Source organism: Amaricoccus sp. W119 (assembly GCF_047275745.1).
In the GTDB taxonomy this organism is placed as follows: domain Bacteria; phylum Pseudomonadota; class Alphaproteobacteria; order Rhodobacterales; family Rhodobacteraceae; genus Amaricoccus.
The window spans coordinates 19059-43484 of record NZ_JBKQWU010000029.1 but is presented as its reverse complement, the minus strand read 5'-3'; the positions used below and the strand labels follow the sequence as shown (position 1 = coordinate 43484).

Below are 24426 nucleotides of genomic sequence, written 5' to 3'. Positions count from 1 at the left end.
CCCTTTCATCGGCAGTGAGGTGGGCATAATCTGACATGGCAGCACCGTTATCTGTTTGGCGACAGACGGATACCTCATCCGTCAACGGTGTTGCACTTCACGATGGAACTCACCCGGTACCGCGCATACCGCCCATATCACAAACTAGCGCGCGATGGAGGTGTTCCTGTCGTGTATCTTGACCTTATGGATTCTGTCGTGCATCTTGCGCCCGTAGGGTAAAAATAGCCATACTATTATAAATATTTGCTGATCGATCAGTGCTGATCGCAGTGGAGGAAGTTAATGGTCAAGAAATTCGTGGCGTCGGGCGCTCTGCTCATGGCGCTCGCCAGCTCAGCTGTCGCGCAGCCCGTGAGCGGAGAAGACGGAACGACGCAAGGCCACGGCTGCGAATTCTATTCGGACCCAGGCTTCGGCGGTAGTGCGATGAAGATCAACGGAGGCGAAGGAATAGCGTTCTTCGGCCAGTCCTCGATTGCCGGAATGGAGATGACCGTCATCCAGGAAGCCACACGTCTCGGCGTCGCCTCCGTGGCCTCGCTGGCGAACTGCGAGGCCAACGTGGAGTACACCTCCGATGGCCAGTATGTCCCCGACGGCCCGACCGAGACGGTGAGCTACACGAACAACAACGACCTGATCGGTAGCGCCGTCATGGATAAGGAGATCGCGCTCTACTGCACCTGCAACTGATGTCGGAGAGCTGGCGCGAAACTCTACGCCGTACCAATACCTTGCGAGGCGCCTGGCCAGGACGCGGATTTGGGCGATGAATCTCCACGCTTCGACGGAAGCGATAGATTTCTCCCAGTCCTTCGCCAGTCGGCAGCCGGTCGTCGCGATATAGAGGATCGCGTTCAGCACCTCCCGAAGATCCGTCGCCCGAGGGCGACCTACACGACGCGGCGACGGCGGAAGCGTTCCGATCAGCGCCCGGTCCGTCAGATCACTTGCATACCGCGGCCCCCGGCGAGCATAATCACGCCGAGCGGTACCATTCCAGGGCATCCGATCTCCGTCAGTCGGACGGGGCGCCATCTGGAAGGACAACTGGAAGCTGGCCTTCAGCGACCACCCTGGGGGACGGGCGCCTGGGAGCTTTTCGATCTCGCCGAGGGCCCGAACGAACGGGCCGACCTCTCGTCCGGGGAAAGCGAAAGGCTGGCCGAGCTTGTGGGGGATTGGGAGACTTGCGCGGCGCGCAATTCCATCGTCTGGGACCCGGAACTCGCGACGAGCATGGTCTACACCAGCAAGGCTTCCTATCTGCTCCCCGCCCCATTGAAGTGAGTGTCCCTGGGAACAGGGCCGGAGGCCGCGCGCGGCCTCCGCTGAACTCTCCCGGAAGGAGATTTCTTGGAGGGTCAATGCTACCTTGACGAGCGTGTGATCAACTGAAAGATTAAGGTCCGGTGGGTTGCGGATCTATTCTCTGATGGCGGCGAAGGCTCCAACGGATCACGGCACCCATATGTTTGACCGATTTCACCACGCTGCTCCGGCCTCCCCGGAGGAAGTGGCAAGAATATTCAACCTCATCGAGGCGAAGCGGCCCAGCAAGGCGCAGCTGAGGGAAAGGACCGGGCAGCCGATCGACGACATTCTTCGGCGCGCCCTGGGGAGCAGGTTCTTCGCGGAAAGGAAGATACTTCCCCTCTTCCTGTCGGGTGAGCGGGGGAAGGACGAGATCCAGGTTCCGGAAACCGCCATTCGCGATCTCGCCGCGGTGCTGCGCGGCGAGGAGCGGCCCGCCGTGCCGGAGGCGGCGGAAGCGGCGATCCTCTGGGACTGGCGCGAGGCGTTGCGGGTCTTCTTCGAACTGGGCGACGCGGCCGGGAAGGCGCTGCTCCGCGAGAGCGTCGCCCGGTTTCCCGCCGCCGCCGGACAGGTCGGCGCGTTTCAGGACGCGCTCGCGCGCCTGGCCGGGATCGACGCGCATGTCGCGGCCGGCGAGGCCGTGGCCGCCTTCATCCTGGCGCGCGAGGCGGTGGAGGGCGGCGGGGCGTCTTGCACCGGGCGCTACCTCCGGCTTCTCGCCGCGCTCTGCCCGGACCCGGCGCGGATCGAGGCGGAGGCCGAGGCGCGGGGGGAGACATGCACGCCCCGGTTCCTCGCCATGCTGCGCGCCCTGACGCGGGGAGGCGAGGCGCGGTTCGAGGGCATGCTTCCGGCCTGCTACGACGCGCTGCCGGCCCGGGCGGACCCTTCGCCGGCCGGCGCCGCGCTCTGGCACGCGCTCGCGCGCCCCGGGCCTCCTCCCCGGCTTCCCGGAGGGCGGCCGGCCGGCGGTGATCCTCGCCCGGGACGGAGCGGTGGTAATCCCTGCGCGGGACGGCGCGGCGGTGGAACCCGATGGCGCCGCGGCGCGGGAGGAAGCTGGCGGGCCAGTCCTCGTGCTCGACCACGAGGCCGAGATTCCGCCGCTCTGGTTCGAACTCGTCGCGGGCCTCGTCAGCGCGCCCGAGGAAGTGCCCGAGAAAATGTCGGGGGAAGCGCCGGCGGCGGCCTCCGGTGAACGTCACGAGGCGGGGGAGGCGTCGCCCTCGCAGGCCGCCGGGCGCCCGGCCCCGGTCGAGGTACGCCCGGCCGAACTGCTTCCGGTCGAGGCGCTGCCCGTCCTGTTCGAGACCCGGGCGGACTGGAACGCCGGGGTCGCGCATCTGATCGGGCTCGAGGTCGCGCCCATCGGCTTTCTCGCCCGCGACCGGGCCACGGCCCGGGCGCTGCTCGGCGAAGGGGAACGGGCGGCGGCCGTGGCCTGCCGGCTCGCCACCGCGCATGATCCCCTGCGCCTGTTCGGAACCCGGGCGGCGGAGGACAGGATCGCGGCCTTCGCCCCGGTCTCGATCGTCATCGCCCCGCCCGGCGCGGCGGAGACGCGGGACCATCCGGGGCGGCGGGTGCTCGGCCTGCCCGGTACCGCGGGCGCCGCCGAGGTGGCCGCCGCGCTCGAAGCCATGCTCGGCCAGCCCGGGGTCGAGGCGGAGACGCCGGTCGTCCTGATGCGCGCCGACGTTCCCTATCCCGAGGATTACGCGGCGCGGATGATCGGGCGGCACGCCGCGCGGGGCGGCCGTATCCCGATCGCCGCGCGCGGGCTCGTGATCGATCCGGGTGACGGGCGCGTGGCGCTGCGCCGGGGCGGCGAGGGCGGCTTTCACCGGGTGGCACCGCTCGGCCTCGCCTGCCTCGGCCTCACGGAAACCGTCGCCGCGCTCCGCGCGGACCCGGGTCATCCGGCGGAGGATTGCGTCGTCCGCTTCGCCCCCGCCGCCCTCGCCTGGGATGCCGGCGCCTCGAACCTCGGCGGGATCTGGTCCCGGGTTCTCGCCCGCTACGACGCCGATCCGGCGCGCGCGCAGCGCATCCACATGGCGGGCGCGCGGCCGCTCTCCGAGGCGCTGATCTCCGAGTCACTGATCTCCGGGGCGCTCATCTCCGGGGAGCGGCGCGGCGGCACGCCGCCGGCGCCCCATGCGAGCCATCTCCGCGCCCTCGAGACCGCGCGGGCCGCCGCGGCCGCCGCGCTCACCGAGGAGGACCCGCGCGCCGCCTTCGAAACCTTCCTTCCGGCGGGGGCGGAGGCGCTCATGGAGGACGGGCGGGCGGAGGAGGTGCGCGACTTCCTGCTCGGCTTCGCCCCGCGCCTGCCCAGGGTGGTGGAGGCCGAGCCCGAGGCACTGCTGGCCTTTCTCCACCTGCTCACCGACTGCGGCGTCCAGGACCGCTACGGCCCGCTCGTCGCCGCGGTCTTCCCGAAACTCGCGGCCCGGAGCCCGCGGCTCATCCATCCGGCCGCCCAGGTCATGATCAGCGGCGCGCCGACGGCCATGCTGGTCACCGCGCTCACCACCGCCTTTCTCGACCTGATCCGCCGCCGCCGGCGCCCGGTGCGCCAGCTCGCGCGGATCGCCGAGATCCTGGCCGCGCAGGCGGACCCCGAAACCCTGCTCTTCGTGCTCCGGCTCTGCGGCGTCTCCGGCGGCGGAAACGGTGGCGGGGACCTCGGCGGCATCCGCGAGACGCTGCGCCCCTTCGCGCGCCGGCTCGTCATCGACCAGGCGGTACCGACGGAGGAATTCGAGGGCTGGGCCGATCCCGCGGGGCTGCGCGCGGCGCCCGCGCCCAGGGACTGGCTCGTCCGCGCGCTGCGCCTCGGCGACAGGCCCGGCGCGATCCGGGCGCTGCGCGAGATGGTCTCGCACCATGCGCGCCTGCCCGAGCTGCTCGAGACGCTGCGGGTCCTGCCGGCCGAGACGCGCGCGCTCGCGCTCACGGCGCGCGACTGGACCTACCCGGCGCATCTCGGCCCGGAAGAGATCGTGCTGGTCGCAACCCTGCTCGGCGACCGGGAGGTGCTCGCGAGCCATATCGGCCATGCCTCGGACCCCGAGATCCACGCGGTCGCGGCCTCCGCGCTCGGCGATCTCGGCCCGCTCAACGCGCTTTACGCCGGCTGGGCGCGGGCCGAGGGGCTGTCGCCGCTCACCTTCGCGGGATCGGACATCCACGCGCTCTTCGCCGGGCTCGCCGCCTCCGGCCCGGCGCCGGCCAGCCTCCGGGGAGGCCCCCTCGTCTCGGTGCTGATGTCGACCTACGATGTCGATCCGGGGCTTTTCGAACTGTCGCTCGCCTCGCTCGCCGCGCAGAGCTGGGCCGAGGTCGAGATCATCATCGTCGATGACGGCAGCGCCGAGGAAAACCGCGCCGCGGTCGAGCGCCGCGCCGCCGCCGATCCGCGCATCCGCTTCATCGGCCTGCCCCGAAACCAGGGGCCCTACATCGGCCGGAACGCCGGCATCGCCGCCGCCAGGGGGGCCTATGTCGCGATTCAGGACGCGGATGACGTGTCCCATCCGGAGCGCATCGCCTACCAGGTCGCCCTGCTCGAGGCCAATCCCCGGGCGCGGGCCACCGCCTCCGATCATCTGCGCGTCGACCGGGGCGCGCGGCTGCAGTTCCAGCCCGGCTTCGGCGCGCTGGCGGATGGCACCATGACCACGCTCTACCGCCGCTCCGTCTTCGAGGAGCTCGGCGGCTTCGCGCCGGTGCGCTCGCGCGGGGATGTCGAGTTCCGCGCCCGGGTCCGGCAGGCGCTGGGGCCGGAGGCCTATCGCGAGACGCGCTGCCCGCTCGTCGCCTGTTTCGCGGATTCGGGCACGCTCTCGCATGCCACGAAGCGGGACAAGGCGGCGGCGCTCCGGAGCTTCCGCGCGAGTTTCACGCGGCGCCGCTGGATCGGCCTCGATACCCCCCACCCCCGGCCCGTCGGATCGCTCTCGATCCCCGAGCAGCTCCGGCCCTGAGGCGCGCCCATGAAACATCCCCGGATCACGATCAGCCTGACGAGCATCTCGGGCCGGCTGCCGAGCCTCGCGGCCACGCTCGGCTCGCTGCTCGGCCAGGACTATCCCGATTTCCTCATCCGGCTCTATCTCTCGCACGAGCCCTTCCTGCTCGACGAGGGCGTGCGCGTCCCCCCGCCGGATCTCGAGGCGCTCGCGACGGCGGACGACCGGATCGAGATCCGCTTCGTGCCCAATATCGGGCCCTACCGGAAGATCCTGCCCTTCCTCGCGGAGACGGCCGGGCGGCGCTGCCTGGTCGCGACGGCGGACGACGACACGATCTATCCCGCCGACTGGCTCTCCGGGCTCTACCGCGCCTTCCGGGAGCATCACTGTGTCGTCTGCTACCGCGGCCATTTCATGCGGCGCGAGGGGACGCGCTTCGCGCCGTACCGGAACTGGATGCGCAACGCCGTGCCGCGCAACCCCGATCTCTTCAACCTGCCGACCGGCAAGGACGGGGTGCTCTACGACACGGCCCAGTTCCATCCCGATGTGCTCGACCATGCCACCGCGCTCCGCCTCGCGCCCACGGCCGACGATCTCTGGCTGAAATGGCACTATTCGGCGACGGGCAAGATCGCGACCTACATCATCAACGACGACTACAGGACGCTGACCTTCGAACATGCCGACGCCGATGGCGGGCTCTACAGGAACTTCAACAAGGATGGCGGCAACGATGCCACGATCCTGAACCTCGAGCGGCATTTCAAGACGAGCTTCGGCGGAACCTTCGCCTCGCAGTGAGGCGGAGCCCGCTCCCCTCCCACGCCCGCGCCCGCTCCCGCCCGCGCTGACCGGACCCGAGACCATGACGAGACACCAGCAAAGCCCCCTCCCCTCGCTCTACGACATGCTGGAGGATGCGATCCCGAACGATCACGCCCGCCAGTCCTCGGCCCCGGAGGAACTGCGGGCGCGGGTCGCGGCCGGGTTCCGCCCGGACCGGGTGCTCGACCTCGGCTGTGGCGACGGGCGCGGCATCGACCTGTTCCGTTCGCTGCTGCCCGGCGCCGCCTGGACCGGGGTCGATATCGAGATCAGCCCGGAAGTGCTGACCCGGGGACGCACGGACGGAACCTTCGTCACCTTCGACGGCGTAAACCTGCCTTTCGGCCACGGCGCCTTCGATCTCGTCTACAGCTACCAGGTCTTCGAACATGTGCGTCACCCCGAGGCGCTGCTCGCCGAGACGCGCCGCGTGCTCGCGCCGGAGGGGCTCCTGATCGGGCAGACCTCGCAGCTCGAGCCCTATCATTCCTTCAGCTACTGGAACTACACGGTCTTCGGCTTCCGCCGGCTGCTCGAGACGGCGGGGTTCCGGCTGCTCGCGCTCCGGCCGGGGATCGACGGTCCGACGCTGATCGAACGCGCGATCCTGGGGCGGCCGAAGGACTGGTCGAAGTGGTTCTCGCAGGAATCGCCGCGCAATCAGGAGATCGACGCCGGCCCGGCACGCCATCGCTCATGCCGGACGCGCAATTTCCGCAAGCTCATGTTCTGCGGCCAGTTCATCTTCGTCGCGGCCCCTTCCGACGCGCCCCCGCCCGCCTGAGACGCCCCCCGAGACGCCCCCTGGGGCCCCTGGGACGCCCGGGAGCGGCTTCGGAGCCCCGCCAAGGTCGGCGCGGGTCTCAGCCGGCGGAGGGTCCTCCGAGGCGCGCGTCGAGGAAGCCCAGGACGGCCTCGGCGATCCGCCGGGCCGCGGCCGGGTCGAGATGGAAATGATGGTCGCCGGGGAGCTCCATCGTCTCGTAGGTCGCGATCAGCTCGCCCCCGAGCCGGGCCAGATCCGCGACCCCGGGCCGGCTCCGGATACCCTCCGTCGCCCAGATGTTGAGCACCGGGCATTCGATCGATCGCAGCACCGCCTCCACATGCGCCCGCGTCAGCCTGACGGCGGAGCTTGCGAAGAGGCGCGGGTCGGCGCGCATGCGAAATCCGCCTGGAACCTGTTCGAGCGCCCGCTCCGAGAGCGCCTCCGAGGTCCGCCGCGAATTGCCCTGCGCGCTCCGGCGGCGGGCATAATCCTCGATGCTCCCGAAGGTTCTCGGCGGCCCGGCCCTCCGCTCACGGGTCTGCTCGATGAAGGCGCGCAGCGTCGCGACGAAATCATCCGCGGTCGGCTCGGGCGCCAGCGAGTCGAGCGCCACGAAGGCGCGCGCCTTCTCCGGCTGGGCGGCCGCGAACAGGGCCGCGATATTGGCGCCCCGCGAATGCCCGAGGAGCACGCAATCCTGCCATCCGAGCCGGTCCAGCAGCCCGGCGATCTGCGGCAGGTCATCCCAGATATTGTAGGTCGCATGCGCCGCGCGATGCGCGCTCAGGCCCTGGCCGCTGAGGTCGAGTGCGACGACATCGCAGCCGCCGAGCCTCGGGGCCAGTTCGCGGAAGCTCGCGGCATGGTCCATCCAGCCATGCAGCGCCAGGACCGGTCTGCCCTCTTCCGGCCCCCATCTCAGCCCCGCGAGACGCAGGCCGTCCACGTCCCACCGGCATTCCCGCGGAGCCGATTGCTCGATCGCATTCATTCGCATACCCCGGAACCTGCCCCGCGCGGCCTTTCACGCCACCCGGATGGAAGGAGGGCATATTCCGCTTTCGCCGCCTCTCCGACAAGTGCCTCGCCCCGGTCAGGATGCCCGGCCAGAATGCCCCGGTCAATATATCGCGCGGGTGTAGCCAGAGTGACCTGCCGCATGCGATAGTATCAGCCGCGCGCGAACGATTGATGTAATCGGCGGCCATACATGAATCGCGCCCGGCGTCGCCGCTTTTCGGGAGAGGATTCATGCGAGAGTCTTTCGAGCAGGGCGCTTTGACGATCATCAGGCCGGATGCGTTCCAGAGATACGAGACCGATTATTTCTCCCCGCCGATCCTCGCCTACTGGCTCCAGCTGTCGCAGGTCGATCTCGACGCGGGGTCCTCGGGCTTCGAACTGGCGTTTTCCGACATCTCCCAGAACCGCTACGCGCTCCAGACGCTGACGGCGACGGATGATGTCCTGTCGCTGAACGCGCGGGGCATCTTCGGGACCGGCGGGGGCGACGACCGGATCGAGATCCCGCGTCTGACCCTCTTCCCGCCCTCCGAACTCGTGCCCATCACCGTTCTCGCCGGCGCGGGCGACGACGCGCTCCAGGGCGACAGCGCCCGGGCGGGGACGTTCCAGATCCCCATCATCACCGCCTATGGCGGAAGCGGCAACGATACGATGATCGGCGGCACGCAGGATGATCATCTGGAGGGCGACGGGTTCGATTCCGTCATCCAGAACGGCGCGGCGGGCTGGTTCTTTCCCGATGCCCCTTCGCCCGCGGCGGGCGACGACAAGGTCTTCGGCGGGCCGGGAGCGGACACGCTCCTCGGCGGAGGCGGGAACGACCTGCTCTACGGCGGCCCGCGCGCGAGCGGCGATCTGGACCTGCTGACCGGTGGCGAGGGGGCCGATCTCTTCCTCGCGAGCTACAGCCCCGATCAGGGCGCGGTGGGGAGCGAGTTCTGGGGCGCCTATGCCGCGCATGTCGCGGGCAGCCAGGCGGGCGATGACACGCCGCTGCTGATCCAGGAGATCCTGCGCGGCGCGGCCTTCGGCGGCGGCTTCTTCGTTCCGGGGCTGAGCGCCCTCGCCTCGGGGCTCATCCCCGCCTTCCTCAATTCGCTGACCGCGACGGTGGGGGCCGAGAGCGCGGCCGATATCCAGATCGTCACCGATTTCGACCCGACCGAGGATGTGCTGGTCATCCCCTTCGGCGCCTCCACCCTGATCAGCTACGAGGTGGCCTTCGAGGCGAGCGACCCGGATGGCCTGACCGGCTATTACGCCTCCTTCACCACCGCGACGGCCGGCAATCCGGAGCAGGAATTCCTGCGGGTCTTTCTCGACCAGGGCTATCTCGCGCTGATGGGTATCGACGCCGACCCGTCGGACCAGGATGCCGGGGCCGCGATCATCGAGAGCATCCTGGGCCAGACCGTCACCTTCTCCGGCAATGGCGATCTGAGCGGGCTGGTCGCCGCGGATGTCCTCGACGCGCTCGGCGGGCCTTACACGGCGCCCTCCGGCGTCTCGATCCCGGCGGGCAACGCGCTCGTCTACGGCGCCTTCGCCCCCGTCGCCAAGACGCAGAGCGGCGACGACGCGAACACCTATGTCTCGGGCACCGTCTACAGCGACGTGCTGTCGATCAACGAGATGATCGTGGACCCGCTCACGATCACCACCGGCCAGATGAACGACCGCGAGGCCTATCTGCGCGGCTTCGCCGGCGCCGATCTGCTCTACGGGACCGACCAGGCCGATACGCTGATCGGCGACGAGGGCGACGACGCCCTCCATCTCTTCACGACCGGGGTCACCTCGACGGGCTATGTGACCGAGACCGCCGAGGGCGGGGCCGGCGACGACACGATCTACGTCGGCGAAACGGCGGCCACGATCGACGGCGGCGCGGGCACGGATACGCTGGCCTTCCAGTGGGGCGTCTATGGTACGCCGAGGGCCGTCGAGGTCGATCTCACCGCCGCCGAACCGGTGGCGACGGAACTCGACGCGGATGGACAGGCGAGCGGCTTCGTCTATCGCCTCACCGGCATCGAATCCGTCACCACCGGCGATCTCGCCGACACGATCACCGGGACCGGCGGCACCTATGTCGGCAATGGCGGGAACGACACGATCACCGCGGGCGAGGCCGCCCCCGCCCAGAACGCTCCCGGCCCCAACACTCATGGCCGGAAAGCCGACGCCTGCCGTGACGGCGACTCGAACACCGATGCCCCGAACACCAGTGACCCGGGCGCTACCGGCCCCGCCTATGTGATCGAAGGCGGGGCCGGCGACGACCAGCTCAAGGGGACGAGCGACGGGACGATCTCCGGCGGGCCGGGCGCGGATGTGATGACCGTGAGCGGCACGGGCAACCTGCTCGACTATTCCGACTCCCCGGCCGGCGTGGCCGTCAATCTGGTGACCGACACGGCCGCGCGCGGCGACGCGGAGGGCGACCAGATCTCCGGCTTCACCCATCTGACCGGATCGGCGGGCGACGACACCCTCACCGCCGGGAACGGCGCGCGCATCGACGGCGATGGCGGGAGCGACGTCTACGCCGCCGACCTGCGCGGGTCGAACGCCTCGGAGAACACGGTCGACCTCGCGGATTTCACGGCGGGCGATGACCGGATCGACCTCAGGCCCGTCGGCGTCACCGCCTTCTCCGATCTCGATATCGACCCGGAGACCAGCGTCTCCCTCACCACCGCGACCGGGCAGGCGCTGACCTTCGCCTTTCTGCCCGGCACGGAGCCGGTGGGCGCGTTGACAGCCGGCAACTTCATCTTCGCCACCGCCGGCGCGGGCCGCCTCGACGCGAAACCGGCGGGCGACGGTCTCGTCGGCGGCGACGGTCGGGATGTCCTCCGCGGAGGTACCGGCGACGATTTCGCCTTCGGTGGCGGCGGGGATGACCGGCTGGCCGGCGCGGGCGGGAACGACATGCTCCAGGGTCAGCGGGGCTGCGATCTGCTCCGGGGCGGCGCGGGGGACGACCATCTGGTCGGCGGCGCCGGCGACGACCGCCTCCTCGGCGGGCCCGGCGACGACGTGCTCGCGGGGGGAGGTGGCGAGACCTGCCGGGATGCCGGGATCGACCGCCTGACCGGCGGGGCCGGCGCCGACCTCTTCATCCTCGCGGCATCGGGCCTGAGCGTGGTCACGGACTTCCGGCCGGGCAGCGATCGCCTCGGCCTTCCCCCGGCCATCGATCCGGGCCGGGTCTCCCATTCGGGCGACGAGGTGCTGCTCGCCGGCAGGACCATCGCGGTGATTGAAGGGGTCGATACGGCGAGGCTCACCGGGGACGACGTGCTGATCCTCGCCTGACCGGCGCCGCCCCGGCCGGAAGCCCTCCCCGGCCCCTCCTCCGGACTCGGGCGCGTCGCGAGATGCATGGCGCGCGCGCGGGACGCCACCGCCTTCGCCCCATCTCGTCAACCCCCGGCCCATCAAACCCCGTCTCGTCGGGATCGCCTCTCGCCCGGGAGAGCCCCGAGTTGACGGCTGTCAACGTCCCGCGCCGCCCATGCATCTCACGGCGCGCCATGCCTCGAGAACCACGAGGCGCAGAAGCTGGTGAAATGCTTGCCCGGGCGTTTCGGCACAATCTCCTGCTGCCCGCACCAGCGGCGCCATTCGCCTTCGAGATGGCGTACGTCCCAGCCCGGGGCGGCGGCGCGCGCATCCGCGTAGGCCTCCGGGTCGAGCGCGCCCTCGTAGATCTCCTCCGCCGCCGGGACCGAGCCGCGCGAGCGGAAGATCACCGTGTCCTCGTCGAGCTCGATCCCGTAGTCGGGCATGTGGCCATGGGCGCGATCCTCGGTGATGATCGCGCTCAGGAGCCGGCGGAATTCCTTGTCGGTCGAATAGGAGCCGCATTTCGACTTCAGCTTGACGAGCGAGATCCTCCAGGAGGCCGACTGGCCGCAGTGCTTGCGCGCGATCTCGTAGAGCCGCCGTTCGAGCGGCTTGCGCAGCCGGAAATAGTTCCGGTGCAGCGTCAGCACCTCGCGCGCGGTCACCGCGTTCAGCATCCAGTCCGAGAGCGTGATCTCGATATCCTGCATCCGCCCGTCGCGGGTCTCGCGCACGATGCGGAAACTGTCGATCAGGCCGAAACCGTCCAGCACCTCGACATCGCCCGTGGTCACGTTGGTGGTGATCGTCGTGCCGCGCAGCCGCTCCATCGCGGCGCGGAGCTGCTGGTAGCCCCGGCCGTCGGTGCCGCGGTTGGTGGCGGTCAGGAGATCGAAGGCCTTGAAGCGGATCGCACGGCTGACCCCCCTCCCCTCGTTCTGCGCCGCCATCAGCTGGCTGATCACGAAGATCAGCACGTCGCGGTCATGCACGGTCGCGAGCCCCTTCACCGAGGGCGTGATCTCGACGAAGTTCCGCCCGTTCTCGTAGCGGCGCACGTTCCGGTCGGGCTTGGTCGCGATCGAGAAGACCGGATGCTCCATCGAAGCCATGTCCCCCTTGGGCGCCGCGTCGAGGATGTCGCAGACGAAGAAATCCGCCGTCGCCATACGGTCGGGCAGCAGGGGCGAGCGCTCGCGAGCGCTCTCGGCTTTCGTGTTATCACCCACCAGACCGCGCCAATCGTGCTTTCACACACCGCCCTCCCGCGATTCGAGTTTCGCACATCCGTCACAAAGGCTTTCGTGTTATCACCCACCAGTCAAGCGTTTCGTGCTTTCACACACCATCTTTCGTGTTATCACCCACCATTTATCGTGTTATCACACACCGGCAGATCCGGAAACCCGTTTGTTTTCAGGAGGATGCAGATGGTTATCCACAGCTTAACACCTATTTAACCCTTATTAACACCCGCGACCCCCTGTTGACCGCTGTCAACCCTCCGACTCGCGGCCGCTCCTCAGCCAGTTCCGATGGATCTCGGCGAGGTTAGAAGCGAGCCAGTCTCCGAATGCACCGGACCCCTCGCCCCGCAGTTTCAGCATCAGACCGTCACGGCTCCGGGTCACCACGGCGAGCGGCGTCCCATCCATCCCGTTGAGCGTTTCGCTTCGGCTCACCGCCGCGGGAGACCCCCCTGCCCGCCTGTTCCGGCCGTGAAGCCAGTTCCAGAGCGCCTCGAACCGCGCGTCCGACTCCATCGTGCCCGAGATCGCCAGAATGTCGCGCGCATCATCGGGGTCCACCGGCGCGGCCGCATAGAGATCCGCGAAGGCGAGCCAGCGGTCCCGGCCGATGGAAGACGCGGAACCGACCGCGGCGATGACCTCGGCCGGAACGCGGTCGGTGATCGAGAGCATCCGGCTCAGCACCGTCTTGTCGATCGTCAGCGCCTCCATGATCGGCTTGCGCTCGAATCCGGCCTCCGCCATCTGACGGGCGAAATTGGCCTTCTCGATGAAGCTCAGATCGCGCCGGGCGCTGTTCTCCTGGCCCTGTGCCATGACGAGCCCGGTCTCGTCGAGATCGCGCACCAGCGCCTTCACCGGCTGGCCGAGGTCGCGCATCGCCAGGACCCGACGGCGCCCGTAGACGATCTGATAGCGGTCCGGATGACCGGGGCGCGGCCGGACCAGGATCGGCACCTGCTGGCCGTGGATACGCAGCGATTCCATCAGGCGGGCATGATCGGCCTCGTCGTGTTCGAGCCGGTCGGTCAGGCCGCCGGCGTCGATGAGATGCGGATCGAGATCGACCAGCGCGCGCGCCCTGAGATCGGCGATCGACCGGCCGACGGCGCCGATGGCACCCTTGGCCGGTCGGCCCCCGGGTTGACGGCTGTCAACCGCGTCCTCGGGAACCGGGGCGATCGGGGCGGGATTTCGCGGCGCCGGCCCGTCGAGTTGACGGCTGTCAACCCGGGGCGTCTCGGCATCGGCGGGCGCGAGAAGATCGCGGAGCAGGTTCTTGCGGGCCATCAGCGGTTCCAGCCTCCCTGGATCAGACCTTCGATCTCGCGGTTCACCGCGTCGAGCGACTCGATCGCCCGGTCATAGGTCGCGCGGGTGAACTGCCCGCGCTCGACCTCGTAGAGCGTCTGCTTGGTGATGCCCGCGTCCGAGATCGCGGTCGATTTCAGCGCGGCATGGTTCAGCACATGCGCGCCGAAGAGCGCGCGCATGAAGCCGACCATCTGGTTCTGCGGCCCGTCGCCCGGCTCGTAGCGGGTCACGACATAGCGCATCCAGTCGTAGCTCATGTCGCCGCCGGCCTCGGCGACCACGCCGAGCAGGTTCGAGGTCATGAGCAGGAACTGGCACATCGACATGACGTCGAGCATCTGCGGATGCACGGTGACGAGCACCGCCGTCGCGGCGGAGAGCGCCGAGATCGTCAGGAACCCGAGCTGTGGCGGGCAGTCGATGACGACGATGTCGTAATCCGCCTCGACCTCGGCGAGCCGGTCCGCGACGCGGGCGAAGAAGAGCTGGCCGGGATCGTTCGCGCCGGAGCGGTCGGCGAGGATGCGGGGCGTCTCGTGCTCGAATTCCATCAGGTCGAGATTGCCCGGGATGATGTCGAGCCCGGCGAAATAGCTCCGCCGGATCACGGCGGAGAGGGGCAGGGGGTCCTCGTAGCGGATCGCGTCGTAGAGCGTGCCGCCATCGGCGAGGTCGAGCTCGGGCTGGAACCCGTGCAGCGCCGAGAAGGAGGCCTGCGGGTCGAGATCGATCGCCAGCACCCGGTAGCCGTCGAGCACCGCCTTCTGCGCGAGATGCGCCGCCGTCGTGGTCTTGCCCGAGCCGCCCTTGAAATTTATGACGGCGATCACCTGCAGATGATCGCCGTCGCGCCGGCCGGGCAGGTAGGTCCCCGGCACCTTCGCGCCCGCCTCGAGATGGGCGCGGAGCGCGTGGATCTCCTCGAGCGCGTAGAATCGCCGGCCGCCGCGGGTCTCGGGGGAGGGGCCCTTGCCCTCGAGATGCAGCTTGCGCAGGTAGGCGTCCTTGACGCCGAGCAGGGCCGCTACCTCGCCGGAGGTGAATTTCCGGAGCGTCTTCAGGGAATGTGGAGGGAATAGCTGAGTCCGGTGCGCCTCCAGCCGCGCGGATAACCGCGCGGCATGGTCACCGACCAGCTGGTCGAGCCGTTGATGCCTGGTCATGCCTGCCTCTGTCTCGCAGCGTTTCCACCGTAGTTACGGCGCGCGGCGTTATTTTCGGTATTTTCCGTAATTGGATACCGCGGCCGGCGCGGAAAGCAAGCTTTCAGAGCGCCCGAGGCGGCATGAGATGCCCCGACTGAGCGCCCGGATGGCGGGCAAAAACCCGCCATCTGAACCAACCTATTAATATAAAATAACAATCCTGATCGACGACCGGGGTAGGGAGCAACCTGACGATCCCCCACGCTAATCGTCAGCCGAGTGTAAGATTGGCTGTGCGAAGTCGATGGTGCGCCGCAACAAGGACGCGGCCCAGCCCTCAATGGCCCATCGGGCCCTCGACACCGAAGGAAACCTCATGCCCGACCTTCTGAAAGGCATCTCCAGCTTTCGCGGCGGCGTGTTCCCCCACCACGCTTCCCTCTATGCCCGGCTCGCCCGCGAGGGCCAGAAGCCGCAGGCGCTGATGATCTCCTGCGCGGACAGCCGCGTCATGCCCGAGACCATCACCCAGTCCGGCCCGGGCGAACTCTTCGTATGCCGCAACGCTGGCAATATCGTGCCGCCTTTCTCGACCGCGAACGGTGGCGTCTCCTCGGCGATCGAATACGCGGTCGTGGCGCTCGGCGTGCGCGACATTGTCGTGTGTGGTCATTCCGACTGCGGCGCGATGAAGGGGCTCTGCTGTCCGGACCTGCTGGAGCCCATGCCCAATGTCGCGGCCTGGCTCCGTCACGCCCATGCCGCCCGGTCCGTGGTGGCCGAGGCCTATCCCGAGACACTCAGCGAGAAGGACCGGATCCGCGCCGTCGCACTCGAGAACGTGCTGACGCAACTCGACCATCTGCGCACCCATCCTTCCGTGGCCGCCCGGCTCGCGGCGGGAGAGATCACGCTGCACGGCTGGTTCTTCGACATAGAGACCGGCGGCGTGCTGGCCTACGATGGCGCGGCCCAGGCCTTCACCGAGCTGCGCGAAGGCGAGGCCTTGCCGGTCGCCGTGACCGGACGCGGCCGTTCCGCCCTCGCGTTCGCGGCGGAGTGAGCGCCATGCGGTTGCGTGAAACCCTCCCCCGCGATCTCGCCGCCTCGCTCGTGGTCTTCCTCGTTGCCATCCCGCTCTGCCTCGGCATCGCGATCGCCTCCGGCGCGCCAGTCGCCATGGGGCTGATCTCGGGCATCGTGGGCGGCGCCGTCGTCGGCCTGATCGCCGGGTCGCCGCTTCAGGTCACGGGTCCGGCGGCCGGGCTCGCGGTGATCGTCTTCGCCTTCATCCAGGAGCACGGGGTCGCCATGCTCGGTCCGGTGCTGGTGGCCGCGGGAGTCCTGCAGATCCTCGCGGGTCTCCTCGGAATCGGCTCCTGGTTCCGGGCGATCTCGCCCGCCGTGGTGCACGGAATGCTGGCGGGGATCGGCCTGCTCATCATCCTCGGCCAGGTCCATGTGCTGATGGGCGCGCGCCCGGCGGCCGGCGCGATCGAGAACGTGGCGGCGATGGGCGAGACGCTCGATCACCTCGTCGGCGCGGGGAATTCGGCGGAGGGCGCGGCGCTGCTCGTGGGCCTCATCTCGCTTCTCGCCATGCTCGGCTGGGAGAAGGTCCGGCCCGCTGCCCTCACCCTCATGCCCGGCGCGCTGATCGGCGTCGCCGCCGGCACGATGCTGACCGCCGCGCTCGACCTGCCGATCCCGCGCGTCGATCTGCCGGAGTCGCTCTTCGCCGATCTCTCCCTGCCCGGAGCGGCGGATTTCGCGGGCTTGCTCCAGCCCTCGATTCTGATCGCCACGCTGGTGATCGCGGTCATCGCCAGCGCCGAGACGCTGCTCTCCGCCGCCGCGGTCGACCGGATGCACGACGGGCCGCGCACGCGATTCAACCGCGAATTGTTCGCCCAGGGCGTGGGCAACGGCGTTTGCGGGCTGCTCGGCGGTCTGCCGATCACGGGCGTGATCGTGCGATCCTCGGCCAATGTCCAGGCGGGCGCGCGCACCCGGGCCTCGGCGGTCCTGCACGGGATCTGGATCCTCGCGCTCGTCGCCCTCGCGCCGGCGCTTCTGGAACTCGTGCCGCTGACCGCGCTCGCCGCCGTGCTGCTCGTCACGGGCTGGCGGCTCATCGCGCTGCGCCATGTGCGCGAACTCCTGAGCCATCACGGCTTCGTGCCGGTGGCGATCTGGGGCGCGACGGTCACGCTGGTCGTGGTCGAGGATCTGCTCATAGGCGTCGGCGTCGGTCTCGCACTCTCGCTCGTCGAGATCCTGCCGCATCTGCGCCGCCGGCTTGCCATCCGTCACGCCGAGCGCGACGGAGCGATCCGGCTTGGACTGCGCGGCGCCGCGACCTGTCGCGACGTGCCGGCGCTCCTCGGCGCGCTCGAGAGCCTGCCGAAGGGACGCAGGGTCCGGCTGGTCGACCAGGGGCTGCGCTATATCGATCATACGAGCGCGGAAACCATCAGCGAATGGCTCCGTCGCGAGGCGAAGGCGGGCCGCCCGATCGAGGTGGAGCCGCGGCGGACCCGGTCTCACCCCCGCGTTGGACCGGTCTTCGCCCGGCTCTCGTCGGAACTCGCATGAGGGGTGGGCGAAGAGCGGCCTTGCCAGGTGCTCAGTATCTAGCTAGCTATTCAGCTAGCTAGAAGGGTTGAAAGCCATGTGGACGCTTCAGGATGCGAAGAACCAGTTCAGCGCCGTGGTCGCGGCGGCGCTGGCGGGGCAGCCGCAGCGGGTGACCCGGCGGGGCAGGGAGGCGGTGGTCGTGGTCTCGGCCGCGCAGTTCGACCGGCTGCGCCGCGCGGCCGGAGCGGGCGAGGGGTCCTTCGTCGATCACCTCCTCGCCATTCCGTCCGGGGAAACAGTGGCGGGCGACGCGGAGGCCGAGGCGCCCGCCAGGGTCACGCCGCGCGACGTCGCGTTCTGAAATGTACCTGATTGATACCAATGTGCTCTCCGCGCTGCGCCGTCCGGAGCGCAACCCCGCGCTGGTCGCCTGGCTGCGGAACCAGGATGAGGCGCGGCTCTACCTCTCGGTCGTGACGCTCGGCGAGATCGAGCGGGGCATCGCCTCGCAGGCGCGGCGGAATCCCGTCTTCGCCGACGACCTCCGGGCCTGGATCGACCGGACGGTGGCAATCTTCACCGACCGCCTGGTCCCGTTCGGTGCCGGGGAGGCGCGGATCTGGGGGCGGCTCTCGGCCGAGCTCGGCCATGACGGCGCCGATCTCCTGATCGCCGCCACCGCGCTCGCCCGCGGCTGGACCGTCGTGACCGGCAACCGGCGCCATTTCGAGCCGACCGGTGTCGCGCTTCTCGATCCGTTCATCGGCTGAGATGGGTTCGGGCGTTCGCCTGGCACAGAGCACGTGGGCGACGAGGCCAGGTCCGGGCTTGCCGCGCTCGCTGAAGGTCGAACTCGTTCACCAACGGCGATGGATGACCCGCGAAGAGGCCAGACGCGATCTGTTCGACTACATCGAAGGCGATTACAATCGCCGGCGGATCCACTCCGCGCTCCGATACAGGACCCCGGAACAAGCCGAGCGACAATTGCCCAGATCCCTTGTCCACCAAACCGGGGGACCATCATTCCTTCGCCATCTCGCTGCTATCGAACGCGGCGCTCCGAGGCCTTTCGGTCACCCCCATGAAGGCTGATGGATCTCGCGCGCCAAACGAAAACGGCGCGCCCTGGCGCCCCTCCGCGGCTTGTCATCGCCGGAGACGACAGACGCCGCTGGCCCGTCGGCGCTAGCTTCCGATCGATGGCGCCAATGGCCTCCGCGAGAACGGATGGCTTCCGGTGCCTTGGAAAGCGCGACGCGGATCGGGGAAATCGGATGACAGAGACGAAGGACGAGTTTGACGTGATCGTGGCGGGCTCGGGCGCCGGCGGTCTTTCGACCGCCATCACGGCCGCCTATGAGGGCCTCTCGGTACTGGTCATCGAGAAGGCGGAGCAGTTCGGCGGGACCACCTCGCGCTCGGGCGGCTGGATTTGGATTCCGAACAACAGCCAGGGCAAGCGCGAGGGCATTCAGGATTCGCCCGAGAAGGCACGTGCCTACATGCAGGCGGAAGCGGGCAACCAGTTCGACGCCGAGCGGGTCGATGCCTTCCTCAGGCACGGGCCGGAGATGCTCGATTTCTTCGACGCGCATACGCAGGTGAAGTTCACGCTCGGCAGCTATTTCTCCGACTACCATCCCGAGCAGCCCGGCGGGCTCGAAGGCGGGCGGTCCCTGAACGCCGATCCGGTCGACCGTTCGATCCTCGGCAAGGAAGCCGACCGCCTCGCGCCGCCGCTGCCGGAGGCGACCTTTCTCGGAATGATGGTCGGGTCGAACAAGGAGCTGAAGCATTTCTTCGAGGCGACCCGTTCGGTGAAGTCCTTCGGCTATGTCGGCGCGCTGCTGGCCCGCTACGGCTACGAGCGTTTGCGCTACGGCAAGCCGATGCGGCTCACCAATGGCACGGCGATGGTCGCGCGGCTCGCCCGGTCGGCCTTCGATCTCGGCGTGGAGATCCGGACCGGGACGGAGCTTGCCGATCTCATCGTCGAGGATGGCCGGGTGGCGGGCGTCGAGGTCCGGACGGCTTCGGGCACGCGGACCCTGAGGGCCCGGCGCGGCGTCGTGCTCGCGACCGGCGGGTTCCCGTTCGACATGGAAATGCGCAAGAAGCTCTACCGCCACGCGCCGACAGGGGAGGGGCACTATTCCCCGGCGAACCCGCTCAACACCGGCGATGCGATGCGGATCACGTCCCGGCTCAACGCCGCCATCGCCAGCGGCTACCAGCAGCCCGCCGCCTGGGTGCCGGTGTCGCTGGTGCCGCGCAAGGGCGGCGGCCACGGTCCGTTCCCGCATTTCGTGGACCGGGGCAAGCCGGGCGTGATCGCCGTGACGAAGAACGGCCGGCGCTTCGTCAACGAGGCCAATTCGTACCACGACTACGGCTCGGCCCTGATCGCCGCGCATGAGGGCGAAGGCCCGGCGGAATCCTGGCTCATCGTCGATCATCCGACGCTGCGCCACTACGGGCTCGGGCATGTGAAGCCCTATCCGATCCCGCTCGGTCCGGCGCTCCGCTCGGGCTATCTGATGCGCGGCGCGACGCTCGCGGAACTGGCGCGGAATACCGGGATCGACGCGGGTGGCCTCGAAGAGACGGTGGCGAATTTCAACCGCCATGCGAAGGAGACCGGCGAGGATCCCGAGTTCGGCCGGGGCACGACGGGCTACAACCGCTACCTCGGCGATCCGGATCACAAGCCCAACCCCTGCGTGGCACCGATCGAGACCGGGCCGTTCTATGCGATCCGCGTGGTGCTCGGCGATCTCGGCAGCTTCATCGGCCACCGGACCGATGCGACGGCGCGGGTGCTGACCGAGGAGGGCGCGCCGATCCCGGGGCTCTACGCGGTCGGGAACGACGCCGCCAGCATCCTCGGCGGCAATTACGCGGGCGGCGGCGTGACATTGGGGCCGGCGATGACCTTCGGCTATATCGTCGGACGCCATCTCGCCGAGGAAGCGAAGCGGCAAGCGGCCTGAACGATGCGCCGCGCGAGGCCGCGCGGCGCGCATCCGGCATCCGATGCTTCATCCAAGGACAAGCGGAATGATCAAGCGCGTTACCCTGCTTCGCCGCCGCGAAGACCTTTCCGTCGCGGAGTTTCGCGACCACTGGGCCAATCCCCACGCGGCGATCGCGCGGGGATTTCAGGGCCTTCGCCGCTACGATCAGAACCGGGTGGACCGGTGCCTCTGGCGGACCGAGGGCGCCGGGTTCGAGGTCGATGGTATCGTCGAACTCTGGTTCGAGTCGGAGGAAGCCGTGGCCAGTAACGCGACCTCCGGGACTACCAGGGCGCTGATCGAGGACGAGCCGCGCTTCCTCTCCGGACTGACCGCGCTCGCGGTCGGGCCGGCCCCGCTCCCCGACCGTGATCCCGCCCGGCGGAAGGTCATGATCCTGGCACGCGCGGCGGACGCCGATCGTCTCGCGCGCCGCCTCGCGGAACGCGCGGACGACGCCACGATCGAGACCGCGACGCCGGCCTTCACCCGCGACGCGCTCTGGTCGGAGCCCGCGCCGCCGAACCTGATCGCGACGCTGTGGCAGGACGGCTCCGCCGATGCCGAAGCGGGGCTCCCTGGCTTCTTCCGGGACGCCGGAATCCCGGCGGCGGCCTACGCGGTCGACCCGCTCCGCATCGTCTGATCCCTTCGCGCATCGCTCCAGGCAATCCAGAGAGAGTCCAATGGCCAGCACAGTCTTCTCCCCGTTCACCCTGCGCGGCATGACCGTGAAGAACCGGATCGTCATGTCGCCGATGCTCATGTACCGGGGCCAGGACGACGGCATGCTGAACGAATACGTCTACGCCCATTACGCCGCGCGCGCGCTCGGTGGCGCCGGCATGATCGGGACCGAGGTTCTCGCGGTCGAGCCGCGCGGCCGGATCAGTGCGAAGGATCTCGGCATCTGGTCGGACGAACAGGCGGCGGGCCTGCGGCGGCTCACGGATTTCGCCCATGACTGCGACGCGAGGATCTTCGCCCAGCTCGCTCATGCCGGCCGGAAGTCGCATCTGACCGGGACCGCGATCGCGCCTTCGGCGATCGCCTATGACGAGACGCTCGGCGCCCCCGCCGAGGCGACGATCGAGGATATCGAGGCCCTGATCGAGAACTACCGCGCCGCCGCCATCCGCGCGGTCGAGGCCGGATTCGACGCGGTCGAGATCCACGCCGCCAACGGCTATCTGCTGCACGAGTTTCTCGCTCCGGTCTCGAACACGCGCACCGATGATTATGGCGGGTCGCTCGAGAACCGGATGCGGCTGCCGCTCAGGGTGGTCGAGGCGGTGCGCGAGGCCATCCCGACCGGGATGCCGCTGCTCTACCGGATCGTCGCGAGCGACTTCGGCACCGATGGCGTGACGATCGACGAAGCATCGCGGCTCTCGAAGGAGATCCGCGACCGCGGCGTCGACCTGATCGACGTGCAGACCGGCAACATTCTTCCCGGTTACGAAGGGCCGGTCTATCCCGGCTACCAGGCGCCCTATGGTACGCGGATCAAGGCCGAGACCGGGCTCGCCATCGGTGCGACCGGGTCGATCGCCTCGCTCGACCTCGCGGAATTTCTCCTCGCCAGCGGACAGGCCGATCTGGTGATGATGGGCCGCGCGCTGCTGCGCGATCCGTTCTGGCCGATCCGTGCCGCGAAGGAAGCCGGGGTCGAGGTCGATTTCCCGATCCCGACCTATGCCCGCGCCACCGGACCCTTCGAGCGCGGCTTCTGAGCGGCAAACCGGGCCAGAAAAACCGGTCAGAAAAGGCGGCGCCGCATGCGGCGCCGCCTTTTCGTGTTCTGCGCGGCGCCATCGCGCCCGCGGCTTCCCTCAGGTCGCGAGATAGCCGCCGTCGACGGGCAGCATCACCCCGGTCACGTAGGAGGACATCGGTGAGGCGAGGAAGAGCACCGGGCCGATCAGTTCCCCGGCATCGCCGAAGCGGTTGAGCGGGATGCGTTCCAGGTACTTGTTCGCCGTGCCGGCATTGGTGCGCGTCGGCTCCGTCATCGGGGTTATCATCACGCCCGGAGCCACGCCGTTGACACGGATGCCGAAGGGCGCGAGCTCGGCCGCCAGCGTCTTCGTCATCATCAGGACGCCGCCCTTCGAAAGCCCGTAACCGACCCCACCGGTTGTCGCCGAGAAGCTCGCGATGGAGCCGACGTTGATGACGCGACCCTTCGTGCGCCGAAGCTGGGGGAGAAAGGCGCGCACCACATGGGCGGAGCCGAGCGCGTTGATGGTGAACTGGCTCTCGACCGAGGCGACGAACTGGTCCTCCTCGATCCCGACCCGGCGCACGATGCCGGCGTTGTTCACGATCACCGAGACCGGGCCAAATCGCTCCTCGACTTCGCCGGCGGCGCGCTCGCAGCTCGCGAGATCCGCGACGTCGATCCCGAAGCCCGCGATCTCGCCGCCTTCCGCGCGGATCGCCTCCACCGTCGAGGCGAGCGCGGCGGTGTCGCGGTCAGCGGCGGCGATGCTGGCACCGCTCGCCGCGAGCCCGCGCGCGATCGCCGCGCCATTCCCCATCGCCGCGCCGGTGACGAGCACGACCTCGCCCGCCATCAGGCGCGGCGTGGAGGCGGGTTCGAAGCGGGGGGATTCAATACCGGATTCGGTTGTCATCCGTCGGGATCTCCTTCTCGGTTTCGGCGTCCGGGAGACCACGCGGATCTCCCGGACGCGCCGGGGGTCATTCGTCGACGCCGTAGACGGCGGGATCGACCTTGCTCATCAGGTGCTCGTCCACGACGGCGAGCACCGCCGCCTCGTTCTTCCGGTCGACGGTCGCGAGCAGCCCGGTCCACTTCTCCTGAAGCGCCGCGTATTCGTCGGCGAGGCCCCTCGCATCGGGCACGAGCCTGGGGTTCACATTCGCCACGAGAGTGTCGACGTAGCGGGCCTGGATCTCGGCGACATGCTGGGCGAGATCGGGTTCGGGCTCATGGACCTCGATGCCGCGGGTCGCGGCGTCGGCGAAGGTTTCCTCCACGCTCGCCGTGAACTGCTGTTGCTGCCGGATCAGACTGAGGGCCATCTCATCGAGAAACAGGGTCCGCTGCTCGGTGGTCAGCCCGGTCCAGAAGTCCTCGGAATAGGCCCAGGTCGCGCCGGGGACGAGGCCGACGTTCACCATGGTCACATCCGTCACCACGTCGCGAAGCGAGGCGGTCAGCATGTTCGTCGGATCGGCGATCGTGCATTCGAGCGACCCGCGCTGCATCCCGCTATAGGCGTCGCCGATCGGCACCGACACCGCCGTCCCGCCGAGCGAGGTGACGAGCCCGGTGAAGGAGCCGCCGGCGGTGCGCATGCGCTTGCCCCTCGCCTGCGCGAGATCGGTGACGGGGGTGTTGCACAGAAACTGATAGGCCGGCGTGGCGAAGGCGCCACCGAAGACGATGTTGAAGCGGTGCCATTCCTCGCGGAGCGCGGCGCTCGTGTAGTTGATCTCGGTATAGGCGAGCGCCGCGACCAGCGAGTCCGAGCTCTTGAAGCTCAGGTTGCCGAGGAAGTCGCTGATCGGCAGTTCGGCGGGCGTATAGGGCGGGTAGACGATCCCGACCTCGGCGACCCCGAAACGGATGCCGGTCAGAGTCGTGCGTCCCGGCAGCAGCGAGCCGCCGAAATGCGTCTCGAACTCGAACGCGCCATTCGTTGCTTCGCGGATCCGCTCGAACATCTGGGTGTAGCCCTGTTCCGGCTGCGGATACGGCGGTGGCAGGTAGGAGTTCGCGATATAGAGGTCCGCGAGGGCCGCGCCGGGGCTGAGCATGAGCGCGGCGGCGGCGAGGCCCCGGGTCAGGCACCGGGTCTTGAGCGTGCGTTTCATCTGTTCCTC

At 69.1% G+C, this 24426-nt stretch carries 19 protein-coding genes and 3 pseudogenes; 14 read left to right on the top strand and 8 right to left on the bottom strand.

Translation table 11 applies throughout. The features are described 5' to 3' along the window. Positions 1–285: 285 nt before the first annotated feature. A complete protein-coding gene (locus tag ACLJK8_RS14485) occupies positions 286–696 on the top strand; it encodes a hypothetical protein (protein WP_413151013.1) in 411 nt (136 codons plus the stop codon). 42 nt (positions 697–738) lie between these two features. On the opposite strand, the pseudogene ACLJK8_RS14480 reads toward ACLJK8_RS14485, so the two are convergent. Next, positions 739–828: pseudogene (locus tag ACLJK8_RS14480) on the bottom strand (IS5/IS1182 family transposase); the annotation flags it as partial. Beyond that, positions 811–1011, bottom strand: a pseudogene (locus tag ACLJK8_RS14475) (IS5/IS1182 family transposase); the annotation flags it as partial. The pseudogenes ACLJK8_RS14480 and ACLJK8_RS14475, both read right to left, overlap by 18 nt. A gap of 508 nt (positions 1012–1519) precedes the next feature. Between ACLJK8_RS14475 and ACLJK8_RS14470 the strand changes: the two are divergent. The 4 genes from ACLJK8_RS14470 (at position 1520) to ACLJK8_RS14455 (ending at position 6909) form a co-directional block, all read left to right on the top strand. Continuing rightward, positions 1520–2518, top strand: a complete 999-nt coding sequence (locus ACLJK8_RS14470) for a hypothetical protein (protein ID WP_413151011.1) — start codon at positions 1520–1522, stop codon at positions 2516–2518. Continuing rightward, on the top strand, positions 2484–5309 hold the full coding sequence (locus ACLJK8_RS14465) for a glycosyltransferase (protein WP_413151012.1): 2826 nt from the start codon (positions 2484–2486) through the stop codon (positions 5307–5309). The genes ACLJK8_RS14470 and ACLJK8_RS14465 overlap by 35 nt, the downstream gene beginning before the upstream one ends. Before the next feature lie 9 nt (positions 5310–5318). Beyond that, complete coding sequence (locus ACLJK8_RS14460) at positions 5319–6101, top strand: glycosyltransferase family A protein (protein ID WP_413151010.1); 783 nt, start codon at positions 5319–5321, stop codon at positions 6099–6101. A gap of 64 nt (positions 6102–6165) precedes the next feature. After that, complete coding sequence (locus tag ACLJK8_RS14455; protein WP_413151009.1) at positions 6166–6909, top strand: class I SAM-dependent methyltransferase; 744 nt, start codon at positions 6166–6168, stop codon at positions 6907–6909. A 79-nt stretch (positions 6910–6988) separates the two neighbouring features. Here the strand turns inward: ACLJK8_RS14455 and ACLJK8_RS14450 are convergent, their stop codons facing one another. Continuing rightward, positions 6989–7885 carry an alpha/beta fold hydrolase gene (locus ACLJK8_RS14450; RefSeq protein ID WP_413151008.1) on the bottom strand — a complete coding sequence of 299 codons (897 nt, stop codon included), beginning with the start codon at positions 7883–7885 and terminating at the stop codon, positions 6989–6991. Positions 7886–8145: 260 nt separating this feature from the next. Here ACLJK8_RS14450 and ACLJK8_RS14445 point away from each other — a divergent pair, with 260 nt between their 5' ends. Then, positions 8146–11241, top strand: coding sequence for a calcium-binding protein (locus ACLJK8_RS14445; RefSeq protein ID WP_413151007.1), 3096 nt, complete (start codon positions 8146–8148; stop codon positions 11239–11241). Positions 11242–11447: 206 nt separating this feature from the next. Here ACLJK8_RS14445 and ACLJK8_RS14440 read toward each other — a convergent pair whose 3' ends face one another. The 3 genes from ACLJK8_RS14440 to repA all read right to left on the bottom strand — a co-directional run bounded on the left by ACLJK8_RS14440 (position 11448) and on the right by repA (position 14998). Continuing rightward, positions 11448–12500, bottom strand: a complete 1053-nt coding sequence (locus ACLJK8_RS14440) for a replication initiator protein A (RefSeq protein WP_413151006.1) — start codon at positions 12498–12500, stop codon at positions 11448–11450. 267 nt (positions 12501–12767) lie between these two features. Beyond that, the gene (gene repB / locus ACLJK8_RS14435) at positions 12768–13811 is read right to left on the bottom strand and encodes a plasmid partitioning protein RepB (RefSeq protein ID WP_413151005.1); all 1044 of its coding nucleotides are present in this window, start codon (positions 13809–13811) and stop codon (positions 12768–12770) included. Further along, complete coding sequence (gene repA, locus ACLJK8_RS14430) at positions 13811–14998, bottom strand: plasmid partitioning protein RepA (protein WP_413151004.1); 1188 nt, start codon at positions 14996–14998, stop codon at positions 13811–13813. Before repA ends, repB begins: the two co-directional genes overlap by 1 nt. A gap of 358 nt (positions 14999–15356) precedes the next feature. Between repA and ACLJK8_RS14425 the strand changes: the two genes are divergently transcribed. The 8 genes and pseudogenes from ACLJK8_RS14425 (at position 15357) to ACLJK8_RS14390 (ending at position 22307) form a co-directional block, all read left to right on the top strand. After that, entirely contained in the window at positions 15357–16043 is a 687-nt protein-coding gene (locus ACLJK8_RS14425; RefSeq protein WP_413151003.1) for a carbonic anhydrase, read from the top strand. Between the two features lie 5 nt (positions 16044–16048). Further along, positions 16049–17575, top strand: coding sequence for a SulP family inorganic anion transporter (locus tag ACLJK8_RS14420; protein ID WP_413151002.1), 1527 nt, complete (start codon positions 16049–16051; stop codon positions 17573–17575). 76 nt (positions 17576–17651) lie between these two features. Further along, positions 17652–17918, top strand: coding sequence for a type II toxin-antitoxin system Phd/YefM family antitoxin (locus ACLJK8_RS14415; RefSeq protein ID WP_413151001.1), 267 nt, complete (start codon positions 17652–17654; stop codon positions 17916–17918). Position 17919: 1 nt separating this feature from the next. Next, positions 17920–18327: a type II toxin-antitoxin system VapC family toxin gene (locus tag ACLJK8_RS14410; protein ID WP_413151000.1), complete on the top strand. Its 408-nt coding sequence runs from the start codon at positions 17920–17922 to the stop codon at positions 18325–18327. 67 nt (positions 18328–18394) lie between these two features. Beyond that, a pseudogene (locus ACLJK8_RS14405) lies at positions 18395–18541 on the top strand (IS3 family transposase); the annotation flags it as partial. A gap of 293 nt (positions 18542–18834) precedes the next feature. After that, complete coding sequence (locus ACLJK8_RS14400) at positions 18835–20550, top strand: FAD-dependent oxidoreductase (RefSeq protein WP_413150999.1); 1716 nt, start codon at positions 18835–18837, stop codon at positions 20548–20550. A 67-nt stretch (positions 20551–20617) separates the two neighbouring features. Further along, positions 20618–21220, top strand: coding sequence for an EthD domain-containing protein (locus ACLJK8_RS14395; RefSeq protein WP_413150998.1), 603 nt, complete (start codon positions 20618–20620; stop codon positions 21218–21220). Positions 21221–21260: 40 nt separating this feature from the next. Continuing rightward, entirely contained in the window at positions 21261–22307 is a 1047-nt protein-coding gene (locus ACLJK8_RS14390; protein WP_413150997.1) for an NADH:flavin oxidoreductase/NADH oxidase, read from the top strand. 99 nt (positions 22308–22406) lie between these two features. On the opposite strand, the gene ACLJK8_RS14385 is transcribed toward ACLJK8_RS14390, so the two are convergent. Next, positions 22407–23210: an SDR family NAD(P)-dependent oxidoreductase gene (locus ACLJK8_RS14385; RefSeq protein ID WP_413150996.1), complete on the bottom strand. Its 804-nt coding sequence runs from the start codon at positions 23208–23210 to the stop codon at positions 22407–22409. A gap of 67 nt (positions 23211–23277) precedes the next feature. After that, positions 23278–24417 carry a C4-dicarboxylate TRAP transporter substrate-binding protein gene (locus ACLJK8_RS14380; RefSeq protein ID WP_413150995.1) on the bottom strand — a complete coding sequence of 380 codons (1140 nt, stop codon included), beginning with the start codon at positions 24415–24417 and terminating at the stop codon, positions 23278–23280. Positions 24418–24426 lie beyond the last annotated feature (9 nt).

Excerpts from the sequence above, each read along its gene's own strand:
- ACLJK8_RS14455 (WP_413151009.1), top strand. The coding sequence starts at position 6,166 with ATGACGAGACACCAGCAAAGCCCCCTCCCCTCGCTCTACGACATGCTG.
- ACLJK8_RS14425 (WP_413151003.1), top strand. The coding sequence starts at position 15,357 with ATGCCCGACCTTCTGAAAGGCATCTCCAGCTTTCGCGGCGGCGTGTTC.
- repB (WP_413151005.1), bottom strand. The coding sequence starts at position 13,811 with ATGGCCCGCAAGAACCTGCTCCGCGATCTTCTCGCGCCCGCCGATGCC.
- ACLJK8_RS14395 (WP_413150998.1), top strand. The coding sequence starts at position 20,618 with ATGATCAAGCGCGTTACCCTGCTTCGCCGCCGCGAAGACCTTTCCGTC.
- ACLJK8_RS14415 (WP_413151001.1), top strand. The coding sequence starts at position 17,652 with ATGTGGACGCTTCAGGATGCGAAGAACCAGTTCAGCGCCGTGGTCGCG.
- ACLJK8_RS14465 (WP_413151012.1), top strand. The coding sequence starts at position 2,484 with ATGTCGGGGGAAGCGCCGGCGGCGGCCTCCGGTGAACGTCACGAGGCG.
- repA (WP_413151004.1), bottom strand. The coding sequence starts at position 14,998 with ATGACCAGGCATCAACGGCTCGACCAGCTGGTCGGTGACCATGCCGCG.
- ACLJK8_RS14420 (WP_413151002.1), top strand. The coding sequence starts at position 16,049 with ATGCGGTTGCGTGAAACCCTCCCCCGCGATCTCGCCGCCTCGCTCGTG.
- ACLJK8_RS14485 (WP_413151013.1), top strand. The coding sequence starts at position 286 with ATGGTCAAGAAATTCGTGGCGTCGGGCGCTCTGCTCATGGCGCTCGCC.
- ACLJK8_RS14400 (WP_413150999.1), top strand. The coding sequence starts at position 18,835 with ATGACAGAGACGAAGGACGAGTTTGACGTGATCGTGGCGGGCTCGGGC.
- ACLJK8_RS14445 (WP_413151007.1), top strand. The coding sequence starts at position 8,146 with ATGCGAGAGTCTTTCGAGCAGGGCGCTTTGACGATCATCAGGCCGGAT.
- ACLJK8_RS14450 (WP_413151008.1), bottom strand. The coding sequence starts at position 7,885 with ATGAATGCGATCGAGCAATCGGCTCCGCGGGAATGCCGGTGGGACGTG.
- ACLJK8_RS14410 (WP_413151000.1), top strand. The coding sequence starts at position 17,920 with ATGTACCTGATTGATACCAATGTGCTCTCCGCGCTGCGCCGTCCGGAG.
- ACLJK8_RS14460 (WP_413151010.1), top strand. The coding sequence starts at position 5,319 with ATGAAACATCCCCGGATCACGATCAGCCTGACGAGCATCTCGGGCCGG.
- ACLJK8_RS14390 (WP_413150997.1), top strand. The coding sequence starts at position 21,261 with ATGGCCAGCACAGTCTTCTCCCCGTTCACCCTGCGCGGCATGACCGTG.
- ACLJK8_RS14380 (WP_413150995.1), bottom strand. The coding sequence starts at position 24,417 with ATGAAACGCACGCTCAAGACCCGGTGCCTGACCCGGGGCCTCGCCGCC.
- ACLJK8_RS14385 (WP_413150996.1), bottom strand. The coding sequence starts at position 23,210 with ATGACAACCGAATCCGGTATTGAATCCCCCCGCTTCGAACCCGCCTCC.